Annotated in this window: 10 protein-coding genes, 1 tRNA gene and 6 pseudogenes; 5 read left to right on the top strand and 12 right to left on the bottom strand. The window is 34.8% G+C overall.

Features of this window, described 5'->3' with window-relative positions; all coding sequences use genetic code 11:
- Nucleotides 1–1066: 1066 nt before the first annotated feature.
- A pseudogene (locus tag ACFIL2_RS03345) lies at nt 1067–1526 on the top strand (type ISP restriction/modification enzyme); the annotation flags it as partial.
- A 798-nt stretch (nt 1527–2324) separates the two neighbouring features.
- Here the strand turns inward: ACFIL2_RS03345 and ACFIL2_RS03350 are convergent.
- The 3 genes and pseudogenes from ACFIL2_RS03350 to ACFIL2_RS03360 form a co-directional block, all read right to left on the bottom strand.
- Nucleotides 2325–2798, bottom strand: a pseudogene (locus ACFIL2_RS03350) (SMI1/KNR4 family protein); the annotation flags it as partial.
- A gap of 52 nt (nt 2799–2850) precedes the next feature.
- Nucleotides 2851–3423, bottom strand: coding sequence for an SMI1/KNR4 family protein (locus ACFIL2_RS03355; RefSeq protein ID WP_375643520.1), 573 nt, complete (start codon nt 3421–3423; stop codon nt 2851–2853).
- Between the two features lie 55 nt (nt 3424–3478).
- Nucleotides 3479–5457: pseudogene (locus ACFIL2_RS03360) on the bottom strand (DUF637 domain-containing protein); the annotation flags it as partial.
- Nucleotides 5458–5674: 217 nt separating this feature from the next.
- Here ACFIL2_RS03360 and ACFIL2_RS03365 point away from each other — a divergent pair.
- Together ACFIL2_RS03365 and ACFIL2_RS03370 are read left to right on the top strand one after the other, a co-directional pair.
- Nucleotides 5675–5911: a hypothetical protein gene (locus ACFIL2_RS03365; RefSeq protein ID WP_375643462.1), complete on the top strand. Its 237-nt coding sequence runs from the start codon at nt 5675–5677 to the stop codon at nt 5909–5911.
- 554 nt (nt 5912–6465) lie between these two features.
- A pseudogene (locus ACFIL2_RS03370) lies at nt 6466–6981 on the top strand (hypothetical protein).
- A 131-nt stretch (nt 6982–7112) separates the two neighbouring features.
- On the opposite strand, the gene ACFIL2_RS03375 reads toward ACFIL2_RS03370, so the two are convergent.
- Nucleotides 7113–7163: a hypothetical protein gene (locus tag ACFIL2_RS03375; protein WP_375618717.1), complete on the bottom strand. Its 51-nt coding sequence runs from the start codon at nt 7161–7163 to the stop codon at nt 7113–7115.
- A gap of 28 nt (nt 7164–7191) precedes the next feature.
- Nucleotides 7192–7371, bottom strand: coding sequence for a hypothetical protein (locus tag ACFIL2_RS03380; RefSeq protein ID WP_375618712.1), 180 nt, complete (start codon nt 7369–7371; stop codon nt 7192–7194).
- 486 nt (nt 7372–7857) lie between these two features.
- Between ACFIL2_RS03380 and ACFIL2_RS03385 the strand changes: the two are divergent.
- Nucleotides 7858–8054 (top strand): annotated as a pseudogene (locus ACFIL2_RS03385) (single-stranded DNA-binding protein); the annotation flags it as partial.
- Here the strand turns inward: ACFIL2_RS03385 and ACFIL2_RS03390 are convergent.
- The 6 genes from ACFIL2_RS03390 to ACFIL2_RS03415 all read right to left on the bottom strand — a co-directional run bounded on the left by ACFIL2_RS03390 (nt 8048) and on the right by ACFIL2_RS03415 (nt 13527).
- Nucleotides 8048–8614 carry a biotin transporter BioY gene (locus ACFIL2_RS03390; RefSeq protein WP_375633212.1) on the bottom strand — a complete coding sequence of 189 codons (567 nt, stop codon included), beginning with the start codon at nt 8612–8614 and terminating at the stop codon, nt 8048–8050. The pseudogene ACFIL2_RS03385 and the gene ACFIL2_RS03390 overlap by 7 nt on opposite strands.
- A 257-nt stretch (nt 8615–8871) precedes the next feature.
- Entirely contained in the window at nt 8872–9429 is a 558-nt protein-coding gene (locus tag ACFIL2_RS03395) for a biotin transporter BioY (RefSeq protein ID WP_375634997.1), read from the bottom strand.
- A gap of 15 nt (nt 9430–9444) precedes the next feature.
- Entirely contained in the window at nt 9445–10083 is a 639-nt protein-coding gene (locus tag ACFIL2_RS03400) for an energy-coupling factor transporter transmembrane component T family protein (RefSeq protein ID WP_375640707.1), read from the bottom strand.
- Nucleotides 10080–10760: an energy-coupling factor ABC transporter ATP-binding protein gene (locus ACFIL2_RS03405; protein ID WP_375618715.1), complete on the bottom strand. Its 681-nt coding sequence runs from the start codon at nt 10758–10760 to the stop codon at nt 10080–10082. The genes ACFIL2_RS03400 and ACFIL2_RS03405 overlap by 4 nt, the downstream gene beginning before the upstream one ends.
- 40 nt (nt 10761–10800) lie before the next feature.
- A complete protein-coding gene (locus ACFIL2_RS03410) occupies nt 10801–12228 on the bottom strand; it encodes an amino acid permease (RefSeq protein WP_375634993.1) in 1428 nt (475 codons plus the stop codon).
- Between the two features lie 1095 nt (nt 12229–13323).
- The gene (locus ACFIL2_RS03415; RefSeq protein ID WP_375634991.1) at nt 13324–13527 is read right to left on the bottom strand and encodes a SlyX family protein; all 204 of its coding nucleotides are present in this window, start codon (nt 13525–13527) and stop codon (nt 13324–13326) included.
- Between the two features lie 455 nt (nt 13528–13982).
- Here ACFIL2_RS03415 and ACFIL2_RS03420 point away from each other — a divergent pair.
- Nucleotides 13983–14058, top strand: a tRNA-Thr gene (locus ACFIL2_RS03420).
- A 99-nt stretch (nt 14059–14157) separates the two neighbouring features.
- Here ACFIL2_RS03420 and ACFIL2_RS03425 read toward each other — a convergent pair.
- Nucleotides 14158–14361: pseudogene (locus tag ACFIL2_RS03425) on the bottom strand (helix-turn-helix transcriptional regulator).
- Between the last annotated feature and the right edge of the window lie 115 nt (nt 14362–14476).

The raw sequence follows: 14476 nt of genomic DNA on the forward strand, positions 1-14476 counted from the left end.
AAACATTTACACCTGTAAACAAGCCAAAGAAAACAACAATGGCACGAAAAATTCTCAAAAGAGAACTTTGGCGTAAAAATACATAAAACAATACAGATTGCCCCCGCTTTGCATTATTCATGAAGCATTATTTAAAAGAACTTCATGAAACCTCTAACAAGTCCACTCAAAACAGCCACTGCCCTATGACGCTTTTAACAAAAGCACATGCCTCTGTGACCAAAAAAAGTGATACCCAAAAACCACTTTATTTTAACTGCTGAAGATCTCTCCCCCACATTTATATGAAAAAAACCTCTAAACAAAACTGTTTAGCCCGTCAATGGTTAATACATCAATATCCCCAGTTTAATGCTACAATATATTTATCAATAATTAGAGATAAACTCACTCTCCAGCTCCTCTAAGCCACTCAACACGCATATAAACGAGACATCATGCGATCAAGCACATCCTGTCGTCAAAAACCATCATAGAAAACAATAAAGAAACGTCTTTTAAAACTTTCTACTCAAATAGGCAAAACTCTCTGTACAGCGCATTAAGCACCCGTTCTCCAAAGATAATGATCTGAACAGAAGAGTTTTCTCCAGTGCTGTCAGTGTTGTCAGTTCTTTTTAGAGCCTATATTATTTTTTTAAATGAGAGAAAATTAAAAACATTATATTTCAATATGTTAGTATTTTAATGATACAACCTATATCGACAATACAACCTTAAATACAATCCATAATATATATTTGTCAGTTTGTGTCAGTAAATTAAACTGACAAAATAGACTATTTTAGTGACTCATAAAACCTATCAAAATACTCATTATGATATCTTAAAAGCACATATCAAATTTGTCTTTTTTCCATAAAATAAACAGAAAATTTCACTACTTTGCTGATCTTATTCCATGTCATGGGCTGTGGATAAGTACCTTTAAAAACCCTTTTGAAAAAATTATCGGCTTTTTTAGCATTTTTTCCAGTTTTCTCACTATTCATTCAAAATGGATTTAATAAGCTTCATTTCGATTCTTTTGATAAGAATTAACCCCCTCATATGAAAACGGAGCCCTGTTGTAACAGGGCGTGAACTCAGTCATTTGCACGTGAGTTATGAAACTGTAGAATCTTATTCCGTGCCTTTAAAAGGGTAATCCAAAATTAACTGACATCTCTAATTCTGAGAAATTCTATTATGTGACTGAAATGAAATTCGCAAAAATTAAGAATAGTAAGGAAAAGAATAAATCAACTGTTATCTACAACAGCAATATCATCATGACAGATATCCCTCTTGAAGCTTATGAGTATATCGTAAATGGCAAGCCTGCTCTTGAATGGGTTATGGGGTGTCAATGTGTAAAAATAAATAAAAAGAGTGGTATTGTTAATGATGCCAATCGTTATGCTGTTGAGATCGTTGGAAATCCTGCTTATCCATTGGAGTTGTTTCAAAGGGTTATTACTGTAAGTTTAGAAACAATGAAAATCGTGAAAAAACTACCAAAATTAGAAATAAGAGAAACTGAATAGACTTGGCATGCTAAACTCACAAAGGGATATAAGGTCTTATACCTATAGGTTCTATCCCCCCTTTATAAATAGCTTACATACAATCTTTAAAAGGATAATTTATCATGCGTTATTCTAAAAAGAAGAAACTTGCACTTTTAGATACTCTTAATTGGATTGCTTTAAAACTTTTAAGAAACCTACTCTTAAATAGAATTAGATTTTTTTACATTGCCTTTAAGAGGTTATACCGTAATCTAAAATGATAGCTTTATTGTTATAAAAAGCTTTGTTTAAAGAGGGTTATGTATATTCATTTTCTTATATTACTTATAGGTTTTGAATGTTTCTCAAACCCTCAAAATACTCAAAATCTTCAAAACTAACAACCATAAGGATCTTGATAGCATTTCTTATGAGTTACAAACTATCTTTTGAAAGGCTTTAAAGGATCATATGCTTTTCATAAAGCACATTTTAATCACTCACTAAAATAATCTATTTTGTCAGTTCAATTTACTGACACATAACTGACAAATATATATTGTTAGTTGAATTTATGGGTTGCTATTTAATAAAGGTTGTATCATTAAAGTGCTAACCTATTGAAATATATTGATTTTAATTTTCTCTCATTTAAAAAAAATAATATAGGCTCTAAAAAGAACTGACAACACTGACACGGTCTATTAAAAGGGATTTTGCTAATCTTTATAATGATCAATCTCTTTTCAGATGTTTTCATAACAAGCAATAAATCGCAATTATCCTATTTATCAACTAGTTGTATAACATCATCTAAGGTATAGGTTTTCATGAATCTTCCCCTTCATACTCTTTAATTCTTTTGCAGAGAAATTCATAAAAATTACTTGCGTAATATTCGCAATCTTCAGATGTATACTTGAGATAGAGTGGGCATTCACCATCCCGAAACTGCGTATAATCAAAATAAAAGGTTTCATCAAGATCATAACTCACAACGAGCTGTTCTGGTGTCGCAAAACCATGTTTTCTATCGAGTAAGTTTTGGTAAACAATATCACCAGCAGGAATACCTACAGGATTCTCATAAAGACTATAGATTTCATCACCACCAATATCCCCGCCTTTACAATGTTCTAAAAAACTCTTGTAAGACGATGTAAATTGTAAACCGAGAGCTTTCTCCGCCTTTTCAATCACGAAATCACCAACTGCATCATCTTCAGTACCAAAATTGATAATCTCTTCATCATATTTATTCACTTTATCAATTAATACTGCAACATCATCTAAAGTATAGGTTTTCATAGATGATCCTCAAAACTTGCGTGATAAACGCTCCATATTTCCTCTATCAATTTCACCTCTTCCATAGTTTTTTCCAAAAGCTCTTGTAAAAAGGGATAGGTTGCGGAGTGAGAGTGTTCTCAATCTTTTCAATTGGTTGATCACCATCAGGTATCTCAACTCCCACGCTTTCTTTAATTCTTTTGCAAAGGAATTCATAAAAATTACTGGCGTAATATTCGCAATCTTCAGATGGAATCATGACATAAAGTGGGCATTCTCCATCCCGAAACTGCGTATAATCAAAATAAAAGGTTTCACCAAAAGCAGCATCACAAACGATAAGCTGTTCTAGTGTTGCAAAACCACGTTTCCTATCATTTAAATTTTGGAAAACAATATCATCAAAAGGAATATCTTCTCCACACTCCTTATAAAGCCTATAGATTTCATAACCACCAATGTCCCCGCCTTTATAATGTTTTAAAAAAACTTTATAGGAAGATGTGAATTGCAAACCAAGAATTTCCTCAGCTTTTTCAATCACGAGATCATCAACCTCCTTATCTTTGCTAGCAAAATTAACAATATCACCTTCATATTTATCAACTAATACTGTAACATCATCTAAGGTATAGGTTTTCATCAATTATCCTCCATAAATTATTTTATAAGTTTCTCTTTTCATCAACCGTAGAGAATTACTGCCGGTGCTTCTGTCCCCATCTGTCAAAATCTAGACCTATAATGCCCCATTTCATATTGATTATTCCTCCTAAACTACTGTTTTCTTGTTCTCCATACCCATTACCAAGTTTATACCAATATTCCTCTCTCTGCTTCTCAAACTTTTTTCTATCTATGAGCGATTGATGTGTTTTTGGATTAGCATGAATAACAGAAGTATATTTTTATGAAATTCATGGCTCATTTCTGCTAAGGGTCCATCAGGGGTTTGATTTAGGTGATGCAACTCAACAGACTTACCATCATATCCTATAGGTGCTCTTCTTGCTTTCATTCTATCAATATTAGTGCCCCATACCGTTTCCCCTTTTTCAGTCCATTTAACCCTTTTGTTAGGATCAAACAGGTCGTCTCTCCGATAAACTGTGTAGGTCTGTCCAAATTTGCTATCGGTAAATTTAGTGGGTTTCTTTTTTAACCAAAGCTTTTTTTCTTTAGCAGCAAGTTTGGTCAGTTCTTTCCTCGCCGCAAGTTTGTCAGGATCTCCTTGAGCTGCAAGTTCTGCAAGATTTTTCTTGGAAGCGAATTGAGTAAAATCTTTCCTAGCATTGAACTTGATCACAGCCTTTGCGCCAAGCTTTATGCCTCCCTTGGCTGCTCCAGCAACTCCTGTCATTAGGGATGCTGTTTCAGTCAATAATTTTCCAAATTCAAGTCCAGCTTTAAAGGATCCACCAGCACCGGCTCGCTCATATTCCTCCTCCATTTTATTAATGCGATCTACATAGGACTGTCCAAGGGTCCGACCAATTGTCGCCAAAATCTCACCACTGCTGAAAAAATCTTTGAGCGCTTTCAAAGTCTCTTTGGGATGTTTGGCTATTTGCAAAAAACCATCAACCGTATCGTATATTTCAGCCGGGACACCAGCTACCATACCTGCCGCAAAGCTTATATCTTGCCCTGTACTAATCGCAGACCACTTCGCAGACACTTCTGCTGCACATAAAAAGTCAGGACACTCCTTTAATTCTTTCTCCATCTGAGCTTGTTGAGCACTGCTGAGGTAGTTATTTGCAGCGGCATTACCTGCGGCATCAGCGCCGGCATCAACATCGCCACCGGCAATGGCAGCGGCAACGCCCCCGGCAGCCCGTGCGACATCAATGGTGTGATCTCTAAAGTCAGCAAACTGCGCATCAATCTTTGCGTTTATACGCGCTTCCTCTTCCGGAGTTGGGGTGCGACCGTTTAGATCCCCCATTTCCTCTTTCACAATTCCTTGCACCCACAATTGAAACTGGAGCATGGCTGTGGCTTCGCCCACAGCACCCCCCACAGCACCGGCAGAGCAAGCACCGCTCGCAACAGTGCCTTTTAAGCAGCCAAGACCGGCGTGGGCAACGATTTGCGTGACCGTATCTATTTTGCCTTCTGCCTTGGCGGTACCGATTTCTTCCGCCAACGATTTGCCAACCGTATCAGACAGGGCGATGCGCAGATTGTTAAAAAAGTTCTTGTCAAGAGAGCCACCCTCAAGAGCCGTTTGCACGCCCGTGCCAATGGCGGCTTTGATCAGGTTCTTTTCCGCTTCACTGGCGATACGATCGACAAAAGGAGCGGTTTTTGGCAAAGATTGTCCAACACCTGCCATTTCCGTTATTTGGCTGGTTAAGCCTGCTGTCAACATCGACGAAACAATGCTGAGAACATTCTTTGAAGAGCCAAGCTCATGCAAAGCGCCGGCAATGTTGCCGCGATTATTGACAAGAGCCACAGCGCTTTTGTTAATCAGTGCTTGGACACCTGCCTGTATCGCTGCATTCATGGCGGTGCTCGAGCCAAGCCCCAAAGCACCGGTAATGGCACTGGCAGCGCCCGAGGCTGCTCCGCCCGTAACCGCCGTGACAGCCAAGGCCACGAGAGCCGCACCGGCTTCTGTCAGCCCTTGGGCTTTATAATCCCAGTCTTTAAATTCAGCCTTAACTGCTTGTCAATCAACTTTCCTTACAAATCTTAATCAACCCAAAGAAATAACCTGAAATAGCAGTGTGTCGTATGAAAAATTAAAAACAAAAACCGAATGAAGAAAATGCACTTGAGACTTGCCTATGGCTTCACAGGTTTATTGCTGTAAAAGCTTCAAATGATGATATCTTTAATACTTTTTTCGCTTGTTCTCTTGTGGTAGCTTCCACAAGCGAAAAGATATGGACGATGACACCTCTTCTCAAGCTTATCAAACTGAACTCAAAGGTATTTCCTTATTGATTTTGAAAGAGTCCTTAAAACGCATTTTGCAGAGCAACGTAGAAAGCATGTCTAAAAAAATCATTCCAAAAGCAACAGATTTTTCTAAGTATTGTGAAGAGATTGAAAAAGATCTTCTTTCACGAACCAAAACTCTTCATAAACTAATAATAGGAGAGTTTAAAATAGATTTCTAAAAAATAGCAAAATAGTGAAAAGTGCTGATCATTTTTGGATTGGATATGCATTTAAAGAGTGATTAAAAAGTTTTTTTAATGTACAATATATTTCTAGAAGCCAAAATGGCTCTATAGTATCAAATTTATAAAGTAAATAAATCCATTAATACAAATTAAGGATTTTAGGATACACGAATTTCAAAATATTTGTTTTTTTAAAACATGAATAGCCAGCATCAGCACAAAAAATGTTGCGGCAGTTATGAGTCACTTTCATATATTTTTGAAATAACAGAGCTTTTCTTTAATCTTTATGAAAGGGTTGCCAGTGCTATGGGCTTTTTTGAAAGGTGGATTTGGGTATCAAAATGCAAGCGAGAGTTTGGGATTATGGAGCTCTGTGTTTAAAGCTATCATCAACTATAGATAAATCATAAACGAGGTTAACTAAAATATTAAAAGCAACTGGATGCAATAGAAGACATTGCTATTAAAATAAAAGATAGATTGTATTTTTATATCAGAAAATAATTTAAGAAATTGAGATCATAATTTTTCCACAGGAAATAAATATATTTACAAATAAGCAGCTAAGAACCTTGTTTGGCATTATAACTTTTATATTTTTATGTTTTTTAGGAATTAAAAAAATCTTGACTTTATTCAGAGTATTTTGACATTCGCGTCTGTTTCTTTGGTAATAGTCACAACGGTTTTTGAAATTTTATGCAATTCTAATATTCCTTCTGAATTGCAGAGCACCCCAAAATATAAAGATGATGATACAACAGGTTGGGTGAAACTAACACGTGATTTACAACAGTATTTGCACAGATTCTTAAAACTAATAAGTTTAGCGCTTGTCGTTTTAATTTTCCCAAATAGTTATAAAGAAACGGTTTCTTTACCTGTCATTTCTAGGTATGTGGAGTACAAGCTTTCTTTTCCATTGGGATGCTGTACTTTTGTACTCAGATATTGCTCTTTGGTATTCCTTTTTAGTTTGTGTATTGTTTCTTATGTTACGTACACGCAGTTTAATAAATATATCTATTTACACACTACAGTGCTCAGTTAAAAAGCCATAGTAAAACTTCCGATTTTATAAAACTGTTTAGATTAAATGGCGTTGTCTCTTCTCAACGTTCATAGATGAAATCAACAAGGAGATAAAAAAACTATCGAAAGCAGTTTGATACTCTTTGTCGCAGGAAAGAGGTCAACGCATTGAACGAAGCATGGCATCACGTAAAATGGCGTTAATCCGCATTTGATATCCTTTCCCTTGACTTTTAAAGTCACGCTAGCACGTCTGAATCCACACGCACTGTTGTAACAGTTTTGGGTGATTTATAGAATGGATTAAAAACGGCGTTTTTCCAGAACACATCATTGAGTGACGGAATATCTCTATGATCAATTGCACTATCCGACATTACAGCCAATTTATCAATTTCAACTCTCTGTTCATCTGTCAAAGCTGATAAGTTACCTACCTCAATTTCATAACGAACTTTCTTCTTTATAACGTTTCCTTTCTTTCAAATTGGCTCGCCGTGCTGAAATAATACGGATTACCTCTATGCCATCTTTATCGTCATGGACAGTATGCACTACGAATAGTAATAAAAAACCTCCACAAGCACTAAAGCTTGCTAACCATACTCTCCATTTTCAATACGGTCTTGTTTAGCCATGGAGAATAGATCAGAAAAAACATATGCAGCTATTTCAAAACTTTACACGGTGCTTTCTAAGATTACTTTTTGTTTTAGCTTCATCCCATTCAAATCTTATTTTTATACCTCATATTAATACATTTATAAGGGTATTATATACATCAAGAGTTTTAGATGAACACTTAATTATCCATGTTTTTGTACAATTAATATAATTTAATACTTTAAAAATTAGTGATTAATTAACTAAAAATATTAAAAAATAATAAATTATTCTAAGGCTTTATGCATATAATATTAATTGGCTATTTAGGGGCTGCTCCTGAAAGCAAAAATGAATTTTGGTGCCGAAACATTCAATTTTCGTATGGCTACCTCTGAAAGCTATGCAGAAAAATACCAATAAAAAAGTAGACAAAACAAAATGGTATTCCGTGATGCTTTTTAATCTACATACATTTGGAAAACTTGTTCTTCAGTACAGAACTGCCCCTTTTTCCGAATGAATGAGAGGAACGGTTTTTTTAATGGTCAACGCTACAAAGGATGCAATCAGCACTTTCAAGAAACCACTAACCAAAAAACCTAATGAACTTATTAAAACTGTCAGCAAAGGAACCTGTGTCATATACGCTACCCATGGTATTCCAAAAGAATAGACTATCCCAATGCCACCCACAGTATTTATCACAAATAATATTATAAAATTTAACCGCTGCCAAAATAATTCTACCATAAAGCCAATAAAAAATGCAGCAAATGGAAAACTAATCAGATAACCACTCGTAACTCCTGAAAAAACACTAATTCCACCACGACCACTAGGCAATAGAGGTAACCCAATCGCAATAAGAGCAAGGAAAAGAAGTGATGCTAAAGCTCCCCTTTTCGCTCCAAGTATAGAGCCTGCTAACATCGGAGCCATAGACTGAGCTGTAATAGGGACACCCAGCAAAAAAGGAAGATAAATAGGAGGAAAAAGACTCAAAACAGCGTAAATAGCGGCGAATAAAGCAATATAAACTAAATCTTTTGTATTCACTGAATTATTCCTTCACTAGGGAAAAGCTTTCGTTATTGTTGTACAATTAATAAAAAGTATCAGATTTATAAAAGTACACTTTAAATACCTTAGATATAGAGAAAAATACTATAATAATTTATTTTAATAATATCACTTATATGAATCATATTAGATTCTATAATGTTTAAATACATCATAAATTACTATAGTTAAATTCAATAATAGTGATATACGAATATTATATAACAACAGCATAACAAAATAATGCATTTATTTTAGTTATTATGCTTTGAATGAATGAGAGGAACAGATCTTTTAATCGCGAGTGCAATAAAGGATGCAATCAACGCTTTTAAACAATCGCCTATCAAAAAAACTGATGAAGCCATTAAAACATTCAGTAAAGAAACTTTGGTCATATAAGCTGTCCATGGAACACCAAAAGAATAAACTATCCCAATGCCACCGACAGTATTTATCACAAATAATATTATAAAATTTAACCGCTGCCAAAACAATTCTACCATTAAACCAATAAAAAATGCGGCAAATGGAAAACCTATTAAATAACCACTTGCAATCCCTGAAAAGACACTGATCCCACCGCGACCACCAGGCAACAGAGGTAATCCAATCGCAACAAGAACAAGAAAAAGGAGTGACGCTAAAGCACCCCTTTTTGCCCCAAGAATAGACCCTGCTAGCATCGGTCCCATCGATTGAGCTGTAATAGGTATCCCTAGAAAAAAAGGAAGATAAATAGAAGGGAAAAGGCCCAAAATAGCATAAACAGCGGCAAATAAGGCAATATAAACTAAATCTTTTGTATTCATTTGATTCTTCTTTCACTATAAAAAACTTTGATTATTATGAGATGCTGTATCAATGGTATCAACATCATAAGAACGCGCTTCCAATGCTTCAGCCACTTCTGAAGCCATTCTTATGGTTCGTATAATTAAAGGTATCGCAAGAGCGAGAATGTTAGTGTTAAGTCCCCGTGCTTGCTGTGCTTCATGTACCTCATTAAACTTTTCACTCAAAAGAGGAATAAACCTGATCGCCATAGAGATAACCATACTCACTTTTGATGGATTTATACCAAAACAACGAAAGGGCTGGAGGCCTGCTTCAATTGCATCCACCATATCTGAAACTTTTGTTGTGAATGAAATAAGTGATGATAAAGAAAAGAGGATAACAAGACGTAATATGACCTCAACCCCCGTAAGCCAACCGCTAAAAATAGTTTGAAATACAAATAGAAGAACTAAAAGCAATCCCATCGATTTAAATTGCTTTATCGCAGTTTTGAAAGGGACCTTGGCGACTCTATAGAATAAGATGACCAACAACAAAAATAACCCAAGAAGCGCTATGGAAGAAACCATTATTATAAAAGTTCCACACGCCGTAAGAAATAATAACTTAACTCCAGGACCTAACCTATGAATAAACGTATCCCTTGGAATATATAAACCGATCATGACATTCTTCTTATATACTCCTTGATAGCAACAAAAGGTACATCATCAATTGCTATCTCCCCCTTATCAAAAACCAGCACTCTATCAAACTTTTTCAAAAACTCCAAATCATGCGATACAACTATTGCCGTTTGTGGTAATTCTTCTATCACTTGCGTAACGCGATGCTTATTTCGCAAATCAAGTAATGTTGTCGGCTCATCAAAAATAATGTAGTCTGGTTTCATTGCAACTACACCGGAAATAGCAACGAGTTGTTTTTGCCCACCACTTAATAAATGGACAGCGTGATTTCTGAAATCTTGAAGTTCATAGCGTTGTAAAATTTCATCTACACGCTCCTTAATTTCATCTTTATTAAGCTTTAAATTTTTGAGACCAAAGGATAAATCCTCTTCAACTAATGGTAAAACAATCTGATTATCGGGATTCTGAAATACAAATCCAACTTTACGCTTTACTGCTTTTGCATCGCGCTTGGTATCAAGCCCATCAACGCTTACAAAACCGTGAGATGGTAATTGGAGTCCATTAATAAGACGAACAAATGTACTTTTTCCAGAACCATTCGCACCTATAACAGCAATTCGTTTTTCGGTAAGCTGTACAGTAATATTTCTTAAAACACACAAATCACCAAAAACTTGTGTTACCTCATCAAATTTTATAGTCCCCAAGATTTATTCCAATCAATCCCTTTTATTAGCTCTTCTTTCTCTATCGTTTCAGTTTATAACCTAAAAGTAATAATAAGCACCATAGAGGAATAATAATGACTGCCAAACTCATATCAGGCATCTGTACAGGAATATATGTTTCAAGAAAAGGCACGCTTATTCCTATCATATCAAAAAGTCGAGTCATCAATCCATTTTGCCCAAAACCACTGATAAACATAATGCAAAATAATAAAGCAAGAAAGAAGAGACAAAGATAGTTAGCGTAAGGATATAAACCAAACGCATAAGTAAAGTTGCCTTTTCTGTTCTTATGGGCATTGCGAAATTTCAAATGAACAATAACAATAATAGCCCAAGTAATCACTGCTGCTGCAGTTGCAAGAGCCATGATCCGCATGAAACTATTATCAGGAACAAGAGCATTAACAACGACAATCAACACCGTACAGAATGATGAAAAAAGGATAGCAATATAAGGAACACGAGCAGCACTCAGTTTACTAAAAATATGTGGTGCATTTTTTTGTACAGCTAAACTATAAAGCATACGGCCATTAGAATAAATGCCACTATTGTAAACAGAAATAGCAGCCATAATCACCACAAAATTCAAAATATGACCAGCAGCAGGAATTCCTATAGTCTCGAAAATTGTGACAAAAGGACTACCATTTTTTCCAATCATATTCCAAGGGCTGATTATCATAATAATGCTGATAGAACCAATATAAAAAATTATAATCCTCCACATAACTTGACGAATAGCCGCTGGAATTGTTTTTTGTGGATTAGATGCCTCTCCAGCAGCAATACCAATAAGCTCTGTTCCTCCAAAAGAAAACATTACTACAGAAGTTGCTAAAACAACCCCTACTGCTCCATAAGGAAAAAAACCGCCATGGTCCCAAAGATAATGAATATTCGCTTGATTTTCCCCTAGTCCAGTGACAATGAGAAAAATTCCAAAAATAATCATACCAATAACAGCAGCCACTTTGATCAAAGCGCAAGCAAATTCAAATTCTCCATAAAAACGAACATTAAACAAATTAACAAATGTAACAAATAAAAGAACAATGAAAGATGTCTTCCAATGATCAATCAAAATCCAATGATCAAGGTAAAACCCTATCACTGTAAGTTCAGCCATGCTCACAAGAATATAAAGAAACCAATAATTCCAACCTGTTATGAAACCAGCTAATCTCCCCCAATATTTATAAGCAAAAAAACTAAATGCTCCTGAAGACGGTTCTTCTACTGACATTTCACCAAGCATTCGCATAATGAAATACATAATAAGCCCGCCGGCAAGATAAGATAAAATAACTGAGGGGCCAGCTAATTGAATTGCCTCGGTTGATCCATAAAAAAGTCCTGTCCCAATAACGCCACCCAAAGCAATCATTTGAATATGGCGATTTTGAAGGCTACGCTTCAATTCCTCGTGCTTTTTTTCAGACATCATGCCTCACTACTTTTGTTGAACCTAACCTCAACTTTTATTGAAAAATTAGGCACCTCTTTCAAAAAACACAAAACAAACGTAAACTTATTTTCTTATCATAATGCAACTCCTTATTTTTTTGTGCATTATACGTATGTCCCGTTGAAGTTTTAAGAAAAAATATGCTCCACCCTTTATTTAAATTAATGTCCTTCATTTTCGTTACACTAACCATTATAGCATTGGTCATTGATAACACACACTCTGTAATCACATCACATTGGACAACAACCCCCTTTAATAAAATTTTAACAAGCCTTCTGCAAACAGATATCTATCACCTTAATCAATCTCTATGCAAGGTAATGCCTGATTTTCTGTCCTCAATTTGCATTACTCTCACTTATTTACCCGCATGGTCTATCTTTGGTGCTTTAGCAATAGTATTTTGTATCTTAAATTACGAAAAACAAAAGCCTTTTCACAAAATATCATATACATATAACGAAGAGTACATTTGATCTTGAAAAAAACTTCTAGAGCTCTCTGTACTATACACAACAGGTATCGCTTAGAGCACCTCACCCTATTAAAACAACTGAAAATCATTTGATCATCAGAATGGATTAAAACGCTTTATTATAAATATATGCGCTCAGTTATAAATTATACGGGCTCACTTATGATTTCTATAGATAATGATAACATTACTTCATTTGTATCAATTTAATAAAAACTAGCGAATAAACCTAACTCCCATCTATAGAAAACTCTGTACAGAAAAAACTTAACATATTGAAGTTCATATATTTTTATGGATGTTCCTTTATACTCTACAAAAACTTTTCTTAATTTTAGTACTAGAAATCACATATAAAAAACGTCTTCTAATATCAGCACTCCTTATAAAATTGGAACTTCTTGAAATTAATGAAGAAGCTTATAAAAATTATTCTACAAGTCTAACAAAATGCGTTAAACAAAAACCAATCTGTAAATAATTGCAATTGTAATAAAGAATATTTCGCATCTTACTCCCATTGTGACATCCAACCTATTACATCTAAAAAAATCCAAGAGACTCTTAGCAGAAAAATTTTAAGCATCTTCTCTCTATTGAGAAAATGGTAAAATAACAGCTTCAGTCACACTCTGTTCTTTTAAATCTGAAAATCGTTTCGCTAAAACATCAACTTTTTTAGATATCTCATCCAAACTTTTCCATTGATCAGTTACCACTCGAGAAAGTTCCTCAATGAATTTTTCTTGGTAAACTAGCTTCATTTCTAGTTCTATCAGCCGATCTTCATCCGACATGATTTTTACTCCCTCTTAAATAAAAAAACGTGATTAATTTTATTAATCCTCCTCCCTTTTTCTTCCCATAAAAATGAGAAGTAACTTTTCAAATAATTCTACTCATCTTATTTGCACATTATAAAAGGTTTATGATGATCTTTATTTTCCCAATCACTTATACAACAAATTTCTTTCTTAAGAATCAGAAAATGTTTTTATCTTTACTAAGTTATCTTGACACCATTTTTCATCCTAAAGATCTACATTCCCAGCTTCTTAATTTAAGTGCTATCGTAAATTGGAAAGCATTTTATAGCATTAAGGTCAAAGAATACTTTCCTCTGACTTTTACATACTTCTCCTTCAAATTATTATCATATGTATAAATTATTGAAAAAATGCATTCTTGCTTTTATACGTACTTTTAGCTATTACCCTCAAATTAGTTTTGTTTCATTGACTTACAAACCTATGCCGCATTAGCTCAGTTGGTAGAGCACATCATTCGTAATGATGGGGTCGCTGGTTCGAATCCGGCATGCGGCACCATTTTATTTCTTAAACATATTGAAATATATAGTTTTTTTCTTTAAATAGCCATTTTCAGACCACCTTTTAGACCACCTTCTGCAGTTTATATAATTTTACCTAATTTATTCTTATTTTCTCCTTATTTTTCTTTGGAGTGAAGGCTAAGATCTCTTTTTTTTCCACCTCACTGCTCTCCCTAGCTTATATGGCTCCGGAAACAACCCCTTGAAGCACCCAATTGCGAATCGTTGTTGTGGATACACTAAAAAGCTGTGCACACTCACGTGTCGTTACATATCTATCTCCATCATCAAATATCATCTCATTACCTTTCTCTTTTTTATGTTAATTAAATGGGTGGGGGGCTAGAGGTTGTAGATGCCCCCCATATGTAAAAAGTTTGTAAGTTTATTTTTTAAATGTGCTTAATTTCATA

It is taken from the genome of Bartonella sp. AP30XZML (assembly GCF_042195945.1).
Classification (GTDB): Bacteria; Pseudomonadota; Alphaproteobacteria; order Rhizobiales; family Rhizobiaceae; genus Bartonella.

Bases quoted from the DNA above. Each gene is read 5' to 3' on its own strand.
- ACFIL2_RS03415 (WP_375634991.1), bottom strand. From the start codon at position 13,527: ATGTCGGATGAAGATCGGCTGATAGAACTAGAAATGAAGCTAGTTTAC.
- ACFIL2_RS03395 (WP_375634997.1), bottom strand. From the start codon at position 9,429: ATGAATACAAAAGATTTAGTTTATATTGCCTTATTTGCCGCTGTTTAT.
- ACFIL2_RS03410 (WP_375634993.1), bottom strand. From the start codon at position 12,228: ATGTCTGAAAAAAAGCACGAGGAATTGAAGCGTAGCCTTCAAAATCGC.
- ACFIL2_RS03365 (WP_375643462.1), top strand. From the start codon at position 5,675: ATGGACGATGACACCTCTTCTCAAGCTTATCAAACTGAACTCAAAGGT.
- ACFIL2_RS03400 (WP_375640707.1), bottom strand. From the start codon at position 10,083: ATGATCGGTTTATATATTCCAAGGGATACGTTTATTCATAGGTTAGGT.
- ACFIL2_RS03355 (WP_375643520.1), bottom strand. From the start codon at position 3,423: ATGAAAACCTATACCTTAGATGATGTTACAGTATTAGTTGATAAATAT.